Genomic DNA, 15,636 nt, shown 5'->3' on the forward strand with positions numbered 1-15,636 from the left:
TATCCCAGTTTCTTTCTCGAGTTCCTTTACGGGAATATTTTCCGGTGGCGACATACGTTGAATGAGCTCTGCCTTGTATGCTGGGGAATAGTGATTCATAACTTTTCCAAATCCGCCCCGCTTTGTTTTATACAATTTCATACGAGGCGACAACTACCCTGACACAGGGGGCTATTGAGGGTAATTCATCAAAAGATGAGTTGGCTCCACTCTTATCGGTACGGTCACAATTGCTGTTAAAGTGGGTTGATGATGAGTCTTTGTGGGCAGCGGTTTAGCCGCCGAACAAGCACTTCCACACCGACCGGGCGCAAGTGCTGCATTTCAAGCGGTGCAGCTTTTTGACGTCCGGCGTATTTCAAACACTTTCACATTCCGCGCCCGTCGGGTGAAGCGCGGCGTTAGGGGGCAAACAGGCCATGCTTCGTAATCGTCTACAAGAAATGACCGACGTTAACGACGTCTCTCAGCATCCTGCACTACTGATGCAGCTAACCCGAGATGTCCAGAATTCTATTCGTATCCTTGAGTCCGGGTATCCGATCGACAGGTATACATGTGTAATGCATGCGTTCGATTTTACAGAGAAGCCTGATTACACAGCAATCGCAAGTTTTGGATCTGGCCGTATATTCGCTGGAGCCACTTTTATAGATTGGCTACTTGCACGTAACCACCTCATCGCGGTACCGCATGGAAACGCAGGTGATCTCGTGTTGTATTTTTCAAACGAACAGTTTGAGCATATCGGTATCGTAGGTGATCGCGCACGTATTATCTCGAAGTGGGGAACAGGTCATTTATACGAACACGAAGCGCTTGAAGTTCCTTCCAGATATGGTGATGTGCTGCGGTTCTATAGTGCTTTATCATACGCCGATGCATACAACTATTTTGTAGAGTTTGCTGAAGAAAATGGAATGCAGTTTGAGTAAGCAGCCCCCTAACCAAGGCATTAAGGGCGACGGGAAAAAGCCGCCGCGCCTTATGCCAAACGTTCTGCACCTGAAATAGATATGAAAAAAATAGAAAGCATTTTAAATTCGATTATTCAGAGATCTATTCTTAGCGATGTGTGTTTTAGCAATAAAGATTTTGATGCAATATTAGATCTCCGAGATGAAAATCCTTTTGATCAAGATTGGATTACTTCCTACAAAAAAATAGAAAAAGCCTGGGCGAATCATAATGCATCTAATGATTTAATCGAACTGATTGAAAAAGTCTGCAAAGAATCATTTTTGGTTACAAGCCAATCTACGGATCAGCATGAAATTGCCTCATACGTATCGGATGATTTTGATCTAATTGCAAAGTATTTAGCCCTGAATGTGAAAGATTCTTTTGTTAGCTCTCTGCTGTCTACATACTTAAAGGATCGACTACCGAAAGGTGAATAAAAACTCTGCAGAACAATAAGTATACAGGGGACAGGCTCTCTATGCTGGACATCCCCTGTTCCCCTGTGAGATAGTTGGTTGAGTCGATATCATGTCTTAATTATTCTAAAAAACATTCCAGGCCGAACCCATATCAGAGCCTGTAAAACTGGGAAGGAGGGTGTTATGCCGCGAGTTCCCCGTATGGTCGTGACGGATTCAGGACAGAAAACTGCCTATCATGTGATCAGTCGAACGGCACTGGACGGTCTGCCGTTTGGCAAGGTCGAAAAAGATGAGCTGGTGCGCATTATTCGCAACTTTTCCGATGTTTATTGTGTTGACGTGATGGGGTTTGCCATCATGGGCAATCACTTTCATTTGCTGGTCGTGATGAGCCCTGGAGACGGCATGTCCAATGACGAAGTGCGACGACGTTTTCACTTGCTCTATGGTGAAGAAACCGAATTTCCCGACGGGCGGCTTGGAGACTATCGGGATCGGTTTTGTAGCTTGTCGGCTTACGTAAAGGATATCAAACAGCGGTTCTCCTGCTTTTATAACAAGAGGAAAAAGCGTAAAGGGACCTTGTGGGGTGAGCGCTTCAAGAGCGTGATTGTCGAGGAGGGCAATACCTTGATTCATTGTCTCGCTTATATTGACCTGAATGCGGTGAGGGCGGGTATCGTGAAGCGCCCGGAGGACTATCGCTGGTGCTCCATCGGGTATCATATTCAGACGGGCAACAAGGGCGGGTTTCTTTCATCGGACCTTGGGACCCCGGATTTCGGTGTGGACGATGCCGCCACACAGCTCAGGGTATACAGGGAGTATCTCTATCATGCCGGGGCCATTGAGAAGAGGTGCAAGGCGAGGATATCCAAGCGTGTTCTTGATGAAGAGACGGTGCGAGGCTTTGAGATGAATCGCGTCAGGCGCCTGCGATACAGATCCCGGTACTTTACGGATTCCGGGATTATCGGGTCCAGGGCATTTGTCGAAGCCCGGTATGAGATGTTTAAGGGACATTTTCAGGCAACACGGGAAAAGATCCCCCAGCGTGTCATGGGAATTGAAGGGATGTATTCTTTAAAGCGATTGACGGAGGGGTGACCATCGCATATGGCTATTGCGTTCACCGTGTTTTAGGGCTTTCCCCAGTCTATTGTTCATGAAGAGCTTATCTCTTTTGTCACACGTTTTCAGTAGCTTCAATCGCTGGTGCTATCAGTTTTTTGGGGCCGCTTAGCCACGCGTTATACAAGTATCAAGCAACACTGCAGGAATTACTTTATGCTCCGAGATGTATATGTAGACGCTCTACTGGAGAGATTAGATGATAAAAAGTACAGAGATTACGCTTTCGAGGCATTAAAAATTTTCAGAGCTGAAACCTGTACACTCTCAGATAATAACGGAATTGAAATACCCTTCATCGATATTTATTGTCAATTGCCAAAAAATATGGAACTCAATTTCATCGATATTATTGAAGCTTCTTTGGCTTGGCAGCAAATTTTGTTAGGTAAACTTCAATACGGTTTTATCTCTATACCGGATCAAGCTAAAAAGGACGCTGATATTGAAGGTAACAACTCAATAATTTCAAATCTCGTAAATTTATACCCAGGGCAAATCATAGAAGCAAATTTTACCGGAGGTAATTTTGGAGCTGATGGCTATATAGAATTTGCAAAGCCTCCTATATCAAAAAAGACTATTTTTCCGCTCGAAGTAGGCTATTGCAAATCTGACCAAATAATGACCCACATCTTTCAAAACCAATGCTTTGCACGATTCCCATATGATTATGCATTCATAGTTATTTTTGAAGACACTGAGTTTAAACCTTTTGAAATTGGTTAAATTCTAAAAAACTATTGTAACTATTCAGCTCAAAAAAAGCCTCCGGCGGCAAGGTGTGCCACCTTGAAAGCTGGTTACGAATACGCTTTGCGCTTCATTCCTCGGCTCAAATCACATCCGTATTTGTGTCGGCGTCAATTTAAAATAGGGCCTTAAATCCTGTTTGTTAAACTTTTCAAGAGTTTAGCCCCCGGCAGGGCCGCCGGAGGCAATTGTAGTCAGGGCAGCTCCATTTAATGCTTACTCACCGTAAACTTCCACTTCAGCCAGGGAGAGGATACCCGTCCCGTCGAGCTGTATTTTCACGTAACGGCCCTGGGCGGAGACGGGAAGCGTCAGGGTGGTTTCCGACAGGGATTCCTGGTAGTGGCGCGTCACCGAGTCGTCCACCAGCAGGTCGGCAAGGGGGCGGTTGTCCATGGGGGCGTCGGAGATGAAGAGGTAGAAGTGGCTGAGGCGCTCAGCGCAGCAGTCGGTGCGGTTGGCAATGTCAATGCTGGATATGTCGGTCTGGGCGCCCAGGTCCACCTGCCACCAGGCGTTGGGGTCGTTGTTCGTGTGGGTGACGGAGCCTGCGGCCCAGTTGCCGTTGGGGTTGCCGTCCACGGCGCGGGAGGCGTGGGCGGTGCCGTTGTAAGTGGAAGACTGGGCGGTGGGCTTGCCCAGGGCGCGGTTGTCGTAAGGGTTGGCGATCCACTGGCCTTCGTTGAGGCGGTCGGAGTAGTTGATCCAGACGGCGTCGATGCCGAGGCCGGTTTTGAGGTCCCGAAGCAGGGCGTTTTCGTAGCCGTTGACCGGGACGCCGAAGACAAGGCCTTCTCCTGGAAATTCGGTGTCGCAGGCGGTGCGGGCTTCAGCCCAGGTGTAGGCACCGTCGGTGATGAACCAGTCTCCGTTTGACGGGTTCATGCAGGCCACACAGCGCATGGTCGAGCAGGGCAGGTCGTTGAACCTTCCGTCGCTGCGCTGCTCGGCGCAGTCTTCGCCCCCGGCGTCGTTGGGCTCGTTTTCTCCCCAGCTCCAGATCTGGGCCTTGAGGCGCGAATCAAAGGGAACCACCTGGTCCAGGCCGATGGCGCCGATGCCGCATTCGGCCATCTGGGCCGCATCGGCCGCGGTAATGGGCGGGCCCGGGTCCCCGAAGAGGGCCGAGAGGGTGGTGGAATCCTCATAAATGCGGACAAGGTGGCTCTGGATATAGGCGACGTCTTTGTTGCCTGCGGTGCAGGTGGGGCAGGGCACGAAGTTCTCCAGTGATTCCGTGGAGGAAAAATGCCCGTTGAAGACGTAGTTGGCCCAGTTGGTGGTGGCGCAGTTGCCGCCGATGAGAAGGATCTGCTTGCCTGCGGCCAGGACATCGGCCTTGGAGAGGTCCATGGGAAGGCGCTTGCATCCGCCGGGCTTGTAAACCAGATCGCCGATGATCCCGTTCATTTCGCCGATGGCTTTGTCGTAGTGGCCTTCCATGTGGTCTTCCAGGTAAATGATGAGGACCTCGTCGGGGTTGGCGTTGAGCCAGTTTCTGATCTCCTGGAGCCCCTGGGTGAAGAAGCGGTCGTTGGGATGGGTGCCGGTGTCCCCGTTGGCGTGGCTCAACTTCAGCTCCTGGGAGAACTTCCATTCCCAGGGCCAGAACCCGCTTGACGAGAAGGTGTGGTGCACATCAAGCTCCAGGGCGCGGATGCCGATCTGAAGCTGGTCGGTGAGGCTGATTTTGTGGTTGGGGTCGATGTAGCTTCCGTTTTGGGAGTAGACCCCGGCGTTGTACGAGTTGTGGGTGGTGAGAAAGCTTGCCTTGCCAAAGGGGGCATTGCGATCGATTTCACCCTGGTAAGACAGGGCGCGATACTCCCAGCTTCCTTTGTAGTCGGAAACATCGGATGCATACACCGCAGGCGCAAAAAGAAACAGTGCCCCTGCAACCAGACCTTTCATTCGTCGTGTCAGCATGGTTACCTCTGTGTTGGTGAACGTGAGGTGGCGGTAAGATATTCCGCCGGGTGAGCGGGCTGTGGGTGCCCGGACGCATCAGCCCAAGGCGTGGGCTGGGTAACATAAAGACGTGATACGATGGTTTTTACTGCACGGCATCCATTCCTGAATTGAATGGATGTAAACAAAGTGTTCTTCCGTAAACCTTCCTGAATTTCTAACGGGGATGAGGGAATATGTCAATTGTTTTAGTTTTGTTGTAGCAATTCAGCTCAAAAGGCCCTGGGGCGGTCCTGGAAAGGGCCCGCAGACCCTCTGCGAAACCCATGGGATATAGTGGTTGATTTTTGGTTGACGATACGTTAATCTGCACCAAAATACCAATCGCAAATGCCTAAAATTTAAACGCATAGATTGAATTTTCGCATTCCTGAGCCCATGGGCCCCACGGCCCAAATTCGCTTCCAGAGTCCTTGCCTTTCGCACCCTTGCGACGCGCGCTCACAGCGCCTATACATCCTTAGCCCTTAGCCCTTAGCCCTTAGCCTCTTTCCATATATCTGTCTTTCAAGGACAAACCCATGAGGATTACGCTGATAGCACCTCCCCTGATGGATTACCATGGGGGGACACTCACCCCCATTGCCATGGACGCGGTCAGGTCCTGTCCGCCCTACGGCATCTATCTGCTCGCCACGATTCTTCGCAACCATGGCCACGAGGTCATCATCATTGATCTCATCGCCCAGGGGTCCAATGAGCTGTCCCACCACGCCGGGCTGATCATGTCCAGCCATCTTGTGGGCATCGGCACCACCTCCCTTGCCTGGCCCACGGCCAGGACGTGCATCGATCAGGTCCGAAGGTATCACCCCCGTGTCCCCATTGTGCTGGGGGGCATCCATGCCACCATGTTCGACACCTACCTGCTTGCCTCCACATCGGCTGATTACTGCATTCGCGGGGAGGGGGATAAGGCCCTGCCCATGCTCTGCGAGACGCTGGAGAGCGGCGGAGACCTGGCCCGGGTCCCCAACCTGACCGTCATGGGAGGAGACGGCAGGATTCGCAGGACGCCAACCGCGCCGCTGATGTCGGAAACCGAGATGGCGGCACTTCCCATACCAGATTACGGCTGCCTCCATCCCGGCATTTACCCCAGCCTGGGCATCGAGTCCTCCAGGGGCTGCCCCTTTGACTGCGTCTTCTGCTCCACGGCTTACAGGAAAACATGGCGGGGGCTTTCTCCGGCCGAGTTTGTCCGCCGGGTGGAGCGGTTGACGGGGTACCTCTCCCTTACGACCCAGGGCATCATCCAGATCATCGACGATGAGTTCAGCGTGAAACAGGAGCGGGCCGTGGAGATCTTCCGGGGGTTCCGTGAAAAAAGGCTTCCCGTGCAGGCGATCTTCAGCTCCCGGGCCAACGATATGCTCAACGGGGCCTTTGTGGAGTCGGCATTGCCCTATGCCCATCAATTTCTGGTGGGGGCGGAGTGCGGCTACGACGAGGGGTTGAAAAAGGCAGGCAAGGGGACCACCACGGAGAACATCACCAAAGCCGCGGCCCTGCTGAAGGAGTACGGCATTGCGGGCCGGGCCGATTTCTCGTTTATCATCGGCCTGCCCTGGGAGACACGTGCCGAGGTGATGCAGACCGTGGACTTTGCCGCAGGTCTTTATGAAACATATGGGGTCCAGGTGTTGATCCAGTGGTATTGCCAGATTCCCGGCTCCAGGCTCTGGGAGGAGCAACGCCGAAAGGAAGTACTCCATGAGGCCCTTTACGACGATTTTGGCTTTTTCGGCAGCAACTATCTTTTTCGAAGCGGGATTCCCCTGGCTCCGTCCGAGGTCCACGAGGTGACCCGGCATATCCTTGATCTTCAGGCTCAGGCCCCGCCGGACATGATCCAGAGCTGCACCCCCGAACCTATCCTGAAGTATTACCCGGACATTGCCCATTCGTCTGAGGTATCCGCCCTTGAGAATCTACGCGACGCCTCGGGCATTCCATAACCCAATGAATCAAAGGAGAACTGTCATGTCGCAAGAAAAATGCGTAACGGCTATTGTGGGGCAACCGCTCCAGATTGTCCTGCAGTCCAATGTGGGGTCCACCGGGTACGGGTGGTATCTCTCCTTTCTGGACGGCGGAATCGCACTTTTTGGCTCCTGCGTTACACCAGCCTCCTCTGCCTACGGTGGTCCCTCCAACCATGCCTTTGACTTTGTGGCACTGAAGGAGGGAACTTATAAGGTTGAGTTTATCCTCATTGCCCCGTGGCGAATGGAAGAGCCCGCACAGACCGAGACCTATACCATAGAGATCAAAGCGCCCTCCAAGACCGCGGCCGACGACATCGAAGAGGCCATGAAGTCCCAGCGGTTCACCAGTGCCGATGCCGTGAGCCCGGAGTCCGGCCCCTCCATGGTGCTGAAGTATGCCACGCCCATGGCTTCCCCTGTCCTGAAATACGCCGCCCCCATGGGTGGAATGGATGCCTCGGCCACCATGCTCGCCTATGCGGCGCCCATGGCAAGCGCCGGACAGGCTACCTGCGCATCCTGCGGCCCGGTCATTCTCTATGCCGCGCCCATGGCCCAGGCAAACATGGCGACGGTGACTAACCTCTACGCCGCCCCCATGGCACAGGCCAACGCCATGACTCAGCCCATGCCCATGTACGCAGCACCCCTCGGCGCGTGCACAACGGATCCGTGCACGGCCGCCGCTTCCGTGAACATGCTCTACCAGGCGCCCATGATGCAGGCCAACGCCATGGCCCAGCCGGTCTATGCGGCGCCCATGACCCAGCCCATGCCCATGTACGCAGCACCCGTAGGTGCCTGCGCCACGGACCCGTGCACGGCCGCCGCCTCCGTGAGCATGCTCTATCAGGCCCCCATGATGCAGGCCAATGCCATGGCTCAGCCGGTCTATGCCGCGCCCATGCCGCAACCCATGCCCATGTATGCGGCCCCGGCCACCTGCCAGCCTGCAGACCCCAGAATGGGACTGCCGCCCTTTACCATTCTCTATGCCGCTCCCATGATCCGCGGCGGTGCGTCTGCACAGCCGTTGTACGCCGCACCCTCCTATACGCCGGTGCAGGCTTTGTACGCTGCGCCCATGGCACAGGCATCCTTTGCCATGCCCCCTTACGCCGCACCCTGTAACCCCGCCACAGGCTGCTGCTGTTAACGGCTTCGGGCTGCAGTCACCGGGAGGACCCCATGGCTGCAGCCCCTGACCCGGAACCCACATACGAAAAGGATCGGAGCATGGATTATTTGCCTGTTACCGCTGTCTGGGAAATCACCATGGGGTGCAACATGCGATGCGACCACTGCGGGTCGTCCTGTGCGGAGCCGTTGCCGGATGAGCTGACCACGGATGAGGCCCTGGCCCTTTGTGACGATTTGAAAGAGGTCGGGCTCAAATGGATCACCCTCTCCGGGGGGGAACCTCTGACCCGGACCGACTGGCCGAAGCTTGCAGGGCGCCTCACCGCCAACGGCATCAAGCCCAACATCATCACCAACGGCTGGCTGGTCAATGAGGAGATGGTAAAGACGGCCCAGGCCAACGGGGTGGAGACCATCTCCATCTCCCTGGACGGCAACCGTGAAACCCACGACGCCATTCGGAAAAAAGGGGCCTTTGACAAGGTGATCAGCGCCTTTCAGGTGCTTAACGCCTGCAACCATGTGAGCGCCTCCAACACCACGGTGACCAAGCACAACCTCCACCAGCTCGACGAGATCAAAGAGATCCTCCTGGAAAACAACGTGGACCTCTGGCAGATCCAGATCGGCCTGCCCATGGGGAACATGGCCGAGGACCGGGAGTCCGTGGTGGAACCTTCGGTCATCGAATACCTCATCGACTACTCCCACCAGGTTACGATGGAGGGGCGCATCAAGGTCTTTCCCGCCGATTGCCTGGGGTACTACACCGAAAAGGAGAGCATCGTTCGCCAGATCAGCATGAATGTCCCGACAGCCGTGCTGTGGCAGGGGTGCAACGCCGGTAAGCGAAGCTTCGGGATCCTTCACAACGGGGACATCCTGGGGTGCACGTCCATTCGGGATACCGGCATGATCGAGGGCAACATCAGGGAGCGCCCCTTAACGGAGATCTGGAACGCCCCCGATGCCTTCTCCTGGTCCCGCAGCCTTAAAAAGTCGGACCTCGGCGGCCTGTGCGGAGAGTGTGCATACGGCGACGCCTGCCTGGGCGGCTGCCCCAACACCCGGTTGACCCTGAATGGCTCCATCCATGCGGAGAACCAGTACTGCGTCTACCACACCACCATGGAGGCCACCCGGAGCAAGCTGAAGGGCTACAACGATCCGGCGGAACTCATGGAGACGGCCTGGGCCTATGCCAACCAGCAGAAGTGGCAGCTATCCTCCCTCACGTTGAAGCGCGTTTTGGAGCTGGACCCGCAGCGGGTGGATGCCTTGGAGCTGTTCGGGTTCGTGAGCTACAACCTGAACAATTTCACACAGGCCAAGGAGGCCAACGAAGAGGTCCTGAAGATGGATCCGCAGAATCCATACGCCCTCAAGGGCCTTGGCCTGAGCCTTCACCGGCTCAACCGCACCGAGGAGGGTATCGCAAGTCTGCTCAAGGCCACCGAAGCGGCCACGCCCCAGCACATGGACTCTTTTTATGACCTCTCCGTGGTTTACTCGGAACTCAATCAGCCGGGCAAGGCCCGGGAGATCCTGGAAGAGGGTGAAAAAAGATTCCCAGGTTACATCGGGCGGTTCACGGGCGCGGTTCAAGGGGTATATCCGGCGACCTGACGCCACCTGAAGTAAGCCATCAAAGCCTGCGGCATGCTGTTTGTGTGCCGCAGGTTTTTTTTTGCTTCAGGGGAACACGTGGCGATATGTTTTCTCTGGCGGAACATTTTGGGGGTAGGCTTTGGCAAACAGGTAAAACAGGTAAAACGGGTAAAACGGGTAAAACAGGGGACAGGCTCTTTATGCTGGGCACCCCATGGGGCCTTTTTTAGCGACTGAACAGCTACAACAAACTCTCAAAAAGCCTGCGGCATGGTTTGTACCGCAGGCTTTTTTATGCACGTTGCCCAGATAAGGCATCACTTTATTTAGTCATCAAAGGCAAAGACCAGGGTGGCCAACTCCCCTGAGACATTGTACCCGCCGTGACAGGTGACGCGTGAGGTGCCTGCCTTTAACACCAAGGCGTTGTGGGCTTTGTTCGGGTCGGGCTGCATGAGGGGGCCGGTGGCTTCTCCGAAGGAGACCTGTTTTGCCATGCACAGGTCGTGGGTTTTCCGGTCCATGATGCAGAGGGTGCCCGAGGTGATGCAGACCTCGGGGCAGTTGCCTGTCTCTTCATGGGAAAAAGGCGCGGGGTGCCAGCTGGTAACGGCGTCGTTGCTGTACCGGATTTCGCCAAAGGCCATCTTTCGGGTCTCTTTTTGAAAGATGAGACGGACCGAGGGGGTGCCGTTGGGCAGGGGGTGAACCAGGCTGATCGCCTTGTGCGGATGGCTTGCATCGCACACCACGAGCTCTCCAGAAACAAGGTGGAGGGATCCCGGGGCCTGGATTTCCTCGATTCCAGGGGCGGCGGCTCCTTCGCGGATGATGCGCTCCAGTCCGTCAGGTGCGGCGGCAGGGGCCACCACCCGGAAAGTTTGCGTGAGCAGGGTCTGGGTGTTGTCCGTGTCCCGGATTTCGATGGTCCACATGCCCGGTACGCATTCGGCTGCCGTCTCAAAGGTCCAGCCAGCGAAGATGCGTCCCTGGCCCACACCGTTTTGAGCCCATTCGGTTCTGGTGACGGCTTCCTGTTCGCCCGAAAGGGTGGGGTGGAGAATCCGCACGCGATGGGACAGCACCTCGGGGGCGTCCGCGTCGTTGCAGGTGAACCGGATACCAAAGCTGGTACCGACCTGGGCCGGTATCAGGAGGGTCTCCTCCAGGATCCGTGGGTTGTGGGCCATGATCGAGGCACCCGGTGCAGGGGTTTCGTCGCAGGCGTCAGGCTCCAGGACGTAGGGACCGAAGTCCACAAGGGTCAGCCTGGGAAGGGCTTGTGCCTCGGGGGCGGCTTTTTTCGCTCGGGCCACCAGGTCACGGATTTTCCTTGAGCCGTCGTCTTTAAAGGCCAGGAGAAGGGGCAGGGCCGATGGCTCTTCGTCGATCAGCTGAAGGGCCTCAAGGCGTTTTTGGGGCTTGAGGCCTGCAAGGCAGGGGACGAGATCCGCTTCGTTTGCCAGCTCCAGAAGGGCCTTTGCCTCCCCGCAGTCCAGGATAAAGGAAAAGAGGCAATGCACAGGGGGATTCACCTGCTTGATGTAGGCGATATACGCGTCAAAGGAGCCCTGGAACTCTTCCCAGCCCGCTTCAAGGCCTTCGGGGCTGGCCGCTGCCAGGAAGGTGAGGGCGCGGAGGCGCGTGGGCTCGTCCATGGTCCAGATGAAGTCTTTTATCCTGCAGTCGTAGTAACTCTCCATCTCGAAGGAGAGCTCCTCAATGGCGTCGGCGGCAATGGGGGCCACCTCTTCAAAGGGCTTTTCTCCTCGGACATAGGCCAGGGCATCGTCGGCCATGGCGGCTTTGAAGGAATCCCGGGTCATCTCCCGGTGCAGGGTTTCAATCAGCTCAGGGGGGCAGGAGGCCGAGACCACCGCCACCCGGGTGCTGTACAGGAAGGAGCCGTACCCCTGGGTCATCTCCCTGAAGAGGATGGGCACGATCCAGGGGCGGAGAAGGGGGACGTATCCGGTGTCGGTCTCCTGGAGGAGAAGCCATCGGTAGCCGTTGTCCCCCGGGTTGGCGGCCTCTTCCAGCTCGGCCTGCTCCAGGGCTTCGGCCTCGGAGGGGACAGGGCTCACCTTCTCAAGGATGGGGGCGCTGGCTGTGGGGTCTGCCACTGACAGGATGGCGCCATGGCTTCGGGCGCGGCTGACAAAGACGCTTTCCGGGCAGGTCAGGCTTGAGTTGAGCACGGTGGCGAGGGTGTCGAAAAAGAGCTCCCGGCCCAGGTCGAACCCAAAGTCGGGAAAGGCCTCCTGGGTGTCTTTGAAAAATTGGAGCTGTGTGGACTTGGGCAGCAGCCCGAGTCCGTCCCTGAGGTCCCGCTTGTTGTTGGCGTGGATTTTTCCGAAGAAGGTGCGGTCTTCCTCTGTCTCCCCTTCGGTGAACATCTCCATGAGGCTGTGGTAAAGGGAGGCCTTGTCCTCGTTGTTCTGGCACCGCTCCACCTTCCATGCCCAGATACCGGGTTTTGGAAATTTGAGTCTCTCCAGGTTGTCCTCAAAGGTGATTTCGTCCGTGACGGTGTCCATGAACTCGTCGCGGTAGGAGGCCCGGTGGATGAAACTCAGGTTTCGCAGGCTCTTTACCGGGGCCAGGTCAGCCATGAGCATCAAGGCGCGAGAAGCGGCTTTGCTGATGGAAAGGGGCATGAGGGCCAGGAAATAGGCCGTGATCTGGATCTTCTGAATGTGGTCGGAGACGCCTGTAAAGAGTTCATAATGGGCCTGCCTGGCATGGCTTCGGCTGTCACGGACCCCAAGGCGGGTTTTCATGATCTCAAGGGCCTCCTCGTGGGTGAGGCGTTCCCCCTTGGGGGGCTGGAGCTGAGCCAGCTCCTCGGGTGTGAGCCCCTCTTTGCCCACCTTCATGGCTTTCATGATGAGGTCCCTTGGAGGGGCCGCAGGCTTCACCCCGCGGACGTAGGTTTTGACTCGGTTCCAGTCTGCCAGGGCTTTTTCCAGCTTATCCGCCTCTTCCGGTGTGGGGCGCATGTGCTGGGGTCGGTTCGGATCACGGAGCTTTTGGGCTTTTTCTGCGCAGATAAAGCTGGAGTGGTCCTCCACCTCGTCAAAGAAAAAGGGGAGGAAATGGGTCTCCACGTAGGTGACGAGGGTATCGGTGAGGGTGTCGTGGGCGTTTTCGGTGAAGTCGGTGTGAAGCGCGCACGCGGCAAGGGTCATGAGACCGGGATCCTTGTGGGAAAAGAGATCGGCCAGGAGGGACGAGGCGTCCTCCCGGTGCTCGCGCAGCAGCCTGGTACAGGCGGTGAGGTTTTTGCCGAAGACGTTGTCGTTGTCTCCGGTGAAGGCGTCGAGGTTCTGCTTGAAGGCCTGGCGCCAGTCTGAGCCGTATCGGGTCTGGAAGTCCGCTTCGGATAGCATCTCCCATTCATCGGTGATGAAATCCACCGTGTCCATGGCAAAGGGCTGTTTGCCGAAAAACCGGTGGAACACATCCAGAAATCGGAGGATGCACTGTTCTCCCCGGGTGATCTCTGCGGAGGTGAGGTCCTCGTCGCAGTGGTCGTAGACAAGGTCCCGGATGGTGTGGTGGAACTCTTCAAGGAGGCTGTCGAACCCTCCCACATACCAGGTAAAGGTTTTCAGGATCTTGTGATTGCCTTTTCCGGCCAGGTCCATGGGATCACAGGGCGCAAGGGTGTCAAGGACCTCAGGTTTATGCCCGTGCTCAACATAAGCCCAGATGGCCTCCCCGTTGTCAAAGGCCCCTTCAATGAAAGACTGCCACTGTTCCGTGGCCTCTCCACGGTAGTAGTAACAGTCGTCGTCATCCTCTTCTTCAGCGGGTCGTGGAGAGACCAGGGGGCGACCCAGGAATGCCTCGATCTCGTCGTGGAGCTCTGCTGCCTCGTTGTCGGCCTGGTCCCGCACCCCTTTTCGGCTGAGGATTTCAAGGTGGTCGTCTTCATCGACATACTCTTCGCCGCTGGTGAGCATGGTGATGTAAAACCCGTCAATGGGGCGCTCCACATGGTCCCGTTCATCTTCGCTGTACTGGAGGAAAGGCTGGCTGGCAAACCGTTCCTTCATGGCCTCTTTGAAGTAGGCGTGGTCGTCGGGGTGCTTGCGAAGGTGCTGCAGAAGGTCGCGCTCTTCTTCCGATGCATCGATCATCATCCCTTCGGTGTCCATGCCGTGGGAGGCAAACATCATGGTTCGTACCTCGGCGTTGTCGCAGTAACAGAAGGCCTTGATGAGGTCCCGGGTGATGCCGCACCGGCGCACGAGCATGGGAAGGTAGCCCAGAATGTAGTCGGCGTGCTCCGTGTCCCAGTAAGGGATGAAGTAGGCCCCCAGGAGATAAGTGTACTCGGGGAACCTGCGCGCAATGATGTACAGGATGTCCACACCGAACACGGCGACATCGTCAATCCACATGGCCGAGGTGTCGTTCTGCTTGCGGGCGTACTCCACGATGGCCATGGCCGCGTCCAGGATGTCTGCCTTCAGCTCCGGGTGGTCACAGGCCTTGAGAAAGAGGTGGGTCTCGGAATAGAGAAACTCATCGAGGCGGGTGCTCTCCACGGGTGCGGCCGAGCCCCTTTTGAACCGGTAGACCTCCTCGGCAAGGGAGGTGTTATCGATGTCCGAAAGGGTTATGGCCGTCCCGGACTCGGTTTCGACATATATGTTGCAGTAGGAGAACATGTCCTCGGTAAAGGCCTCTTCAGAGCGTATGAGGCGACCGTATGTCCGGAGGCCTGCCTTGATGGACCGGATGTCCTGAGGGTCGAAGGTGATTTTGTTTGTTGTATGAAACTGCTCCATGGAAACACTCCGCAAATGGGCTCAATTCAGATGGCATGACCGGTGAGCCATGATGATTTATCAATCTCGGGGTAAACGTTTTTTGAATTTTTCTTGGCAGGTGCTTTTGACCGTGGGGAAAGGGCATGTGAGATTCGTCCGTCAGGTATGGCTCCGGCAAAAAACGACGGACTATAGCAGAAATGAATCGGATGAGCAAAAGAGAAAGGAAGGGAGTGGTTCATGTTGTTTCGACTCCTGATTAAAATAATCCCTTTCTTGCAAATCTATGGAGATATGGCTTAAGTATTATCAGCGTAGGAAATGTGGGCTGGAAAGTAAAGGGCCAGGGATCGCAAGCAAGGGCATTTTCAACCCGGCATGTGTGGCGGGTGGGAATCCGCAGCACCAGAATGGCAGCTCACATCCACGGATTCCAGCCATTGTGTTGTGCCCGGGTCCTGATCATATCAACCTTCGGAGGAGCACATGGAAAAGATTCTGATTGTCGGTTGCAAGAAGGCCATGGATGATGTGTGCATCGGCTGTTCGCGGTGCATGGTGGGGTTTAATCGCCGTGAAGGCGAGTTTCAGCGGTATGAAGAAGACGCCGAGCTGATGGGGCTCTTGAACTGCGGGGACTGCCCCGGGGCCACCATCGTGACGCGGCTGGCCCAGGTGAACCTGTGGAACAAGCCCATGGGTGAGACCCCCACCAAGGTTCATATTGCCCCCTGTATCACCGACCACTGTCCCCACAGCGAGACCCTGATCAAGAAGATCAAGGCCAAGGCCGGGGTGGAGGTGGTGGAAGGCACGCACCCCTATAAGCCCAGCGATATCTTTTCCTGATTCGGGGCCTGGTCCGGGCGTCGCCCGCAACACCGG

General features: G+C 56.0%; 11 protein-coding genes. 8 read left to right on the plus strand and 3 right to left on the minus strand.

Annotation, left to right across the window (positions count from 1 at the left end; translation table 11 throughout):
• Window positions 1-419 precede the first annotated feature (419 nt).
• From MSL71_RS18020 to MSL71_RS18035, 4 genes are all read left to right on the plus strand, one after another.
• Window positions 420-935 (plus strand): hypothetical protein, encoded by a 516-nt coding sequence (locus tag MSL71_RS18020; protein WP_180143050.1) that lies wholly within the window; start codon window positions 420-422, stop codon window positions 933-935.
• Between the two features lie 81 nt (window positions 936-1,016).
• Complete coding sequence (locus tag MSL71_RS18025) at window positions 1,017-1,400, plus strand: hypothetical protein (protein ID WP_180143052.1); 384 nt, start codon at window positions 1,017-1,019, stop codon at window positions 1,398-1,400.
• A 165-nt stretch (window positions 1,401-1,565) separates the two neighbouring features.
• Entirely contained in the window at window positions 1,566-2,492 is a 927-nt protein-coding gene (locus tag MSL71_RS18030; RefSeq protein WP_180143054.1) for a transposase, read from the plus strand.
• A gap of 180 nt (window positions 2,493-2,672) precedes the next feature.
• Entirely contained in the window at window positions 2,673-3,245 is a 573-nt protein-coding gene (locus MSL71_RS18035; protein ID WP_180143056.1) for a hypothetical protein, read from the plus strand.
• A 240-nt stretch (window positions 3,246-3,485) separates the two neighbouring features.
• Here the strand turns inward: MSL71_RS18035 and MSL71_RS18040 are convergent, their stop codons facing one another.
• Window positions 3,486-5,195: a discoidin domain-containing protein gene (locus MSL71_RS18040; protein WP_180143058.1), complete on the minus strand. Its 1,710-nt coding sequence runs from the start codon at window positions 5,193-5,195 to the stop codon at window positions 3,486-3,488.
• A 563-nt stretch (window positions 5,196-5,758) separates the two neighbouring features.
• On the opposite strand from MSL71_RS18040, the gene MSL71_RS18045 reads away from it, so the two are divergent.
• From MSL71_RS18045 to MSL71_RS18055, 3 genes are read left to right on the plus strand one after another with little or no spacing between them, the layout of a single operon-like run.
• The gene (locus tag MSL71_RS18045) at window positions 5,759-7,195 is read left to right on the plus strand and encodes a B12-binding domain-containing radical SAM protein (protein ID WP_180143060.1); all 1,437 of its coding nucleotides are present in this window, start codon (window positions 5,759-5,761) and stop codon (window positions 7,193-7,195) included.
• 25 nt (window positions 7,196-7,220) lie between these two features.
• Window positions 7,221-8,381, plus strand: a complete 1,161-nt coding sequence (locus MSL71_RS18050; RefSeq protein WP_180143062.1) for a protease inhibitor I42 family protein — start codon at window positions 7,221-7,223, stop codon at window positions 8,379-8,381.
• Between the two features lie 32 nt (window positions 8,382-8,413).
• Window positions 8,414-9,991 carry a radical SAM/SPASM domain-containing protein gene (locus MSL71_RS18055; protein WP_180143064.1) on the plus strand — a complete coding sequence of 526 codons (1,578 nt, stop codon included), beginning with the start codon at window positions 8,414-8,416 and terminating at the stop codon, window positions 9,989-9,991.
• A gap of 308 nt (window positions 9,992-10,299) precedes the next feature.
• On the opposite strand, the gene MSL71_RS18060 is transcribed toward MSL71_RS18055, so the two are convergent.
• Window positions 10,300-14,769, minus strand: coding sequence for a DUF3859 domain-containing protein (locus MSL71_RS18060; RefSeq protein ID WP_180143066.1), 4,470 nt, complete (start codon window positions 14,767-14,769; stop codon window positions 10,300-10,302).
• 26 nt (window positions 14,770-14,795) lie between these two features.
• Entirely contained in the window at window positions 14,796-14,993 is a 198-nt protein-coding gene (locus MSL71_RS18065) for a hypothetical protein (RefSeq protein ID WP_180143068.1), read from the minus strand.
• A gap of 244 nt (window positions 14,994-15,237) precedes the next feature.
• On the opposite strand from MSL71_RS18065, the gene MSL71_RS18070 reads away from it, so the two are divergent.
• Window positions 15,238-15,600, plus strand: a complete 363-nt coding sequence (locus MSL71_RS18070; protein WP_180143070.1) for a CGGC domain-containing protein — start codon at window positions 15,238-15,240, stop codon at window positions 15,598-15,600.
• Window positions 15,601-15,636: the final 36 nt, after the last annotated feature.

It is taken from the genome of Desulfoluna butyratoxydans (assembly GCF_900699765.1).
In the GTDB taxonomy this organism is placed as follows: domain Bacteria; phylum Desulfobacterota; class Desulfobacteria; order Desulfobacterales; family Desulfolunaceae; genus Desulfoluna; species Desulfoluna butyratoxydans.

Bases quoted from the DNA above. Each gene is read 5' to 3' on its own strand.
- MSL71_RS18020 (WP_180143050.1), top strand. From the start codon at position 420: ATGCTTCGTAATCGTCTACAAGAAATGACCGACGTTAACGACGTCTCT.
- MSL71_RS18025 (WP_180143052.1), top strand. From the start codon at position 1,017: ATGAAAAAAATAGAAAGCATTTTAAATTCGATTATTCAGAGATCTATT.
- MSL71_RS18030 (WP_180143054.1), top strand. From the start codon at position 1,566: ATGCCGCGAGTTCCCCGTATGGTCGTGACGGATTCAGGACAGAAAACT.
- MSL71_RS18035 (WP_180143056.1), top strand. From the start codon at position 2,673: ATGCTCCGAGATGTATATGTAGACGCTCTACTGGAGAGATTAGATGAT.
- MSL71_RS18040 (WP_180143058.1), bottom strand. From the start codon at position 5,195: ATGCTGACACGACGAATGAAAGGTCTGGTTGCAGGGGCACTGTTTCTT.
- MSL71_RS18045 (WP_180143060.1), top strand. From the start codon at position 5,759: ATGAGGATTACGCTGATAGCACCTCCCCTGATGGATTACCATGGGGGG.
- MSL71_RS18050 (WP_180143062.1), top strand. From the start codon at position 7,221: ATGTCGCAAGAAAAATGCGTAACGGCTATTGTGGGGCAACCGCTCCAG.
- MSL71_RS18055 (WP_180143064.1), top strand. From the start codon at position 8,414: ATGGCTGCAGCCCCTGACCCGGAACCCACATACGAAAAGGATCGGAGC.
- MSL71_RS18060 (WP_180143066.1), bottom strand. From the start codon at position 14,769: ATGGAGCAGTTTCATACAACAAACAAAATCACCTTCGACCCTCAGGAC.
- MSL71_RS18065 (WP_180143068.1), bottom strand. From the start codon at position 14,993: ATGAACCACTCCCTTCCTTTCTCTTTTGCTCATCCGATTCATTTCTGC.
- MSL71_RS18070 (WP_180143070.1), top strand. From the start codon at position 15,238: ATGGAAAAGATTCTGATTGTCGGTTGCAAGAAGGCCATGGATGATGTG.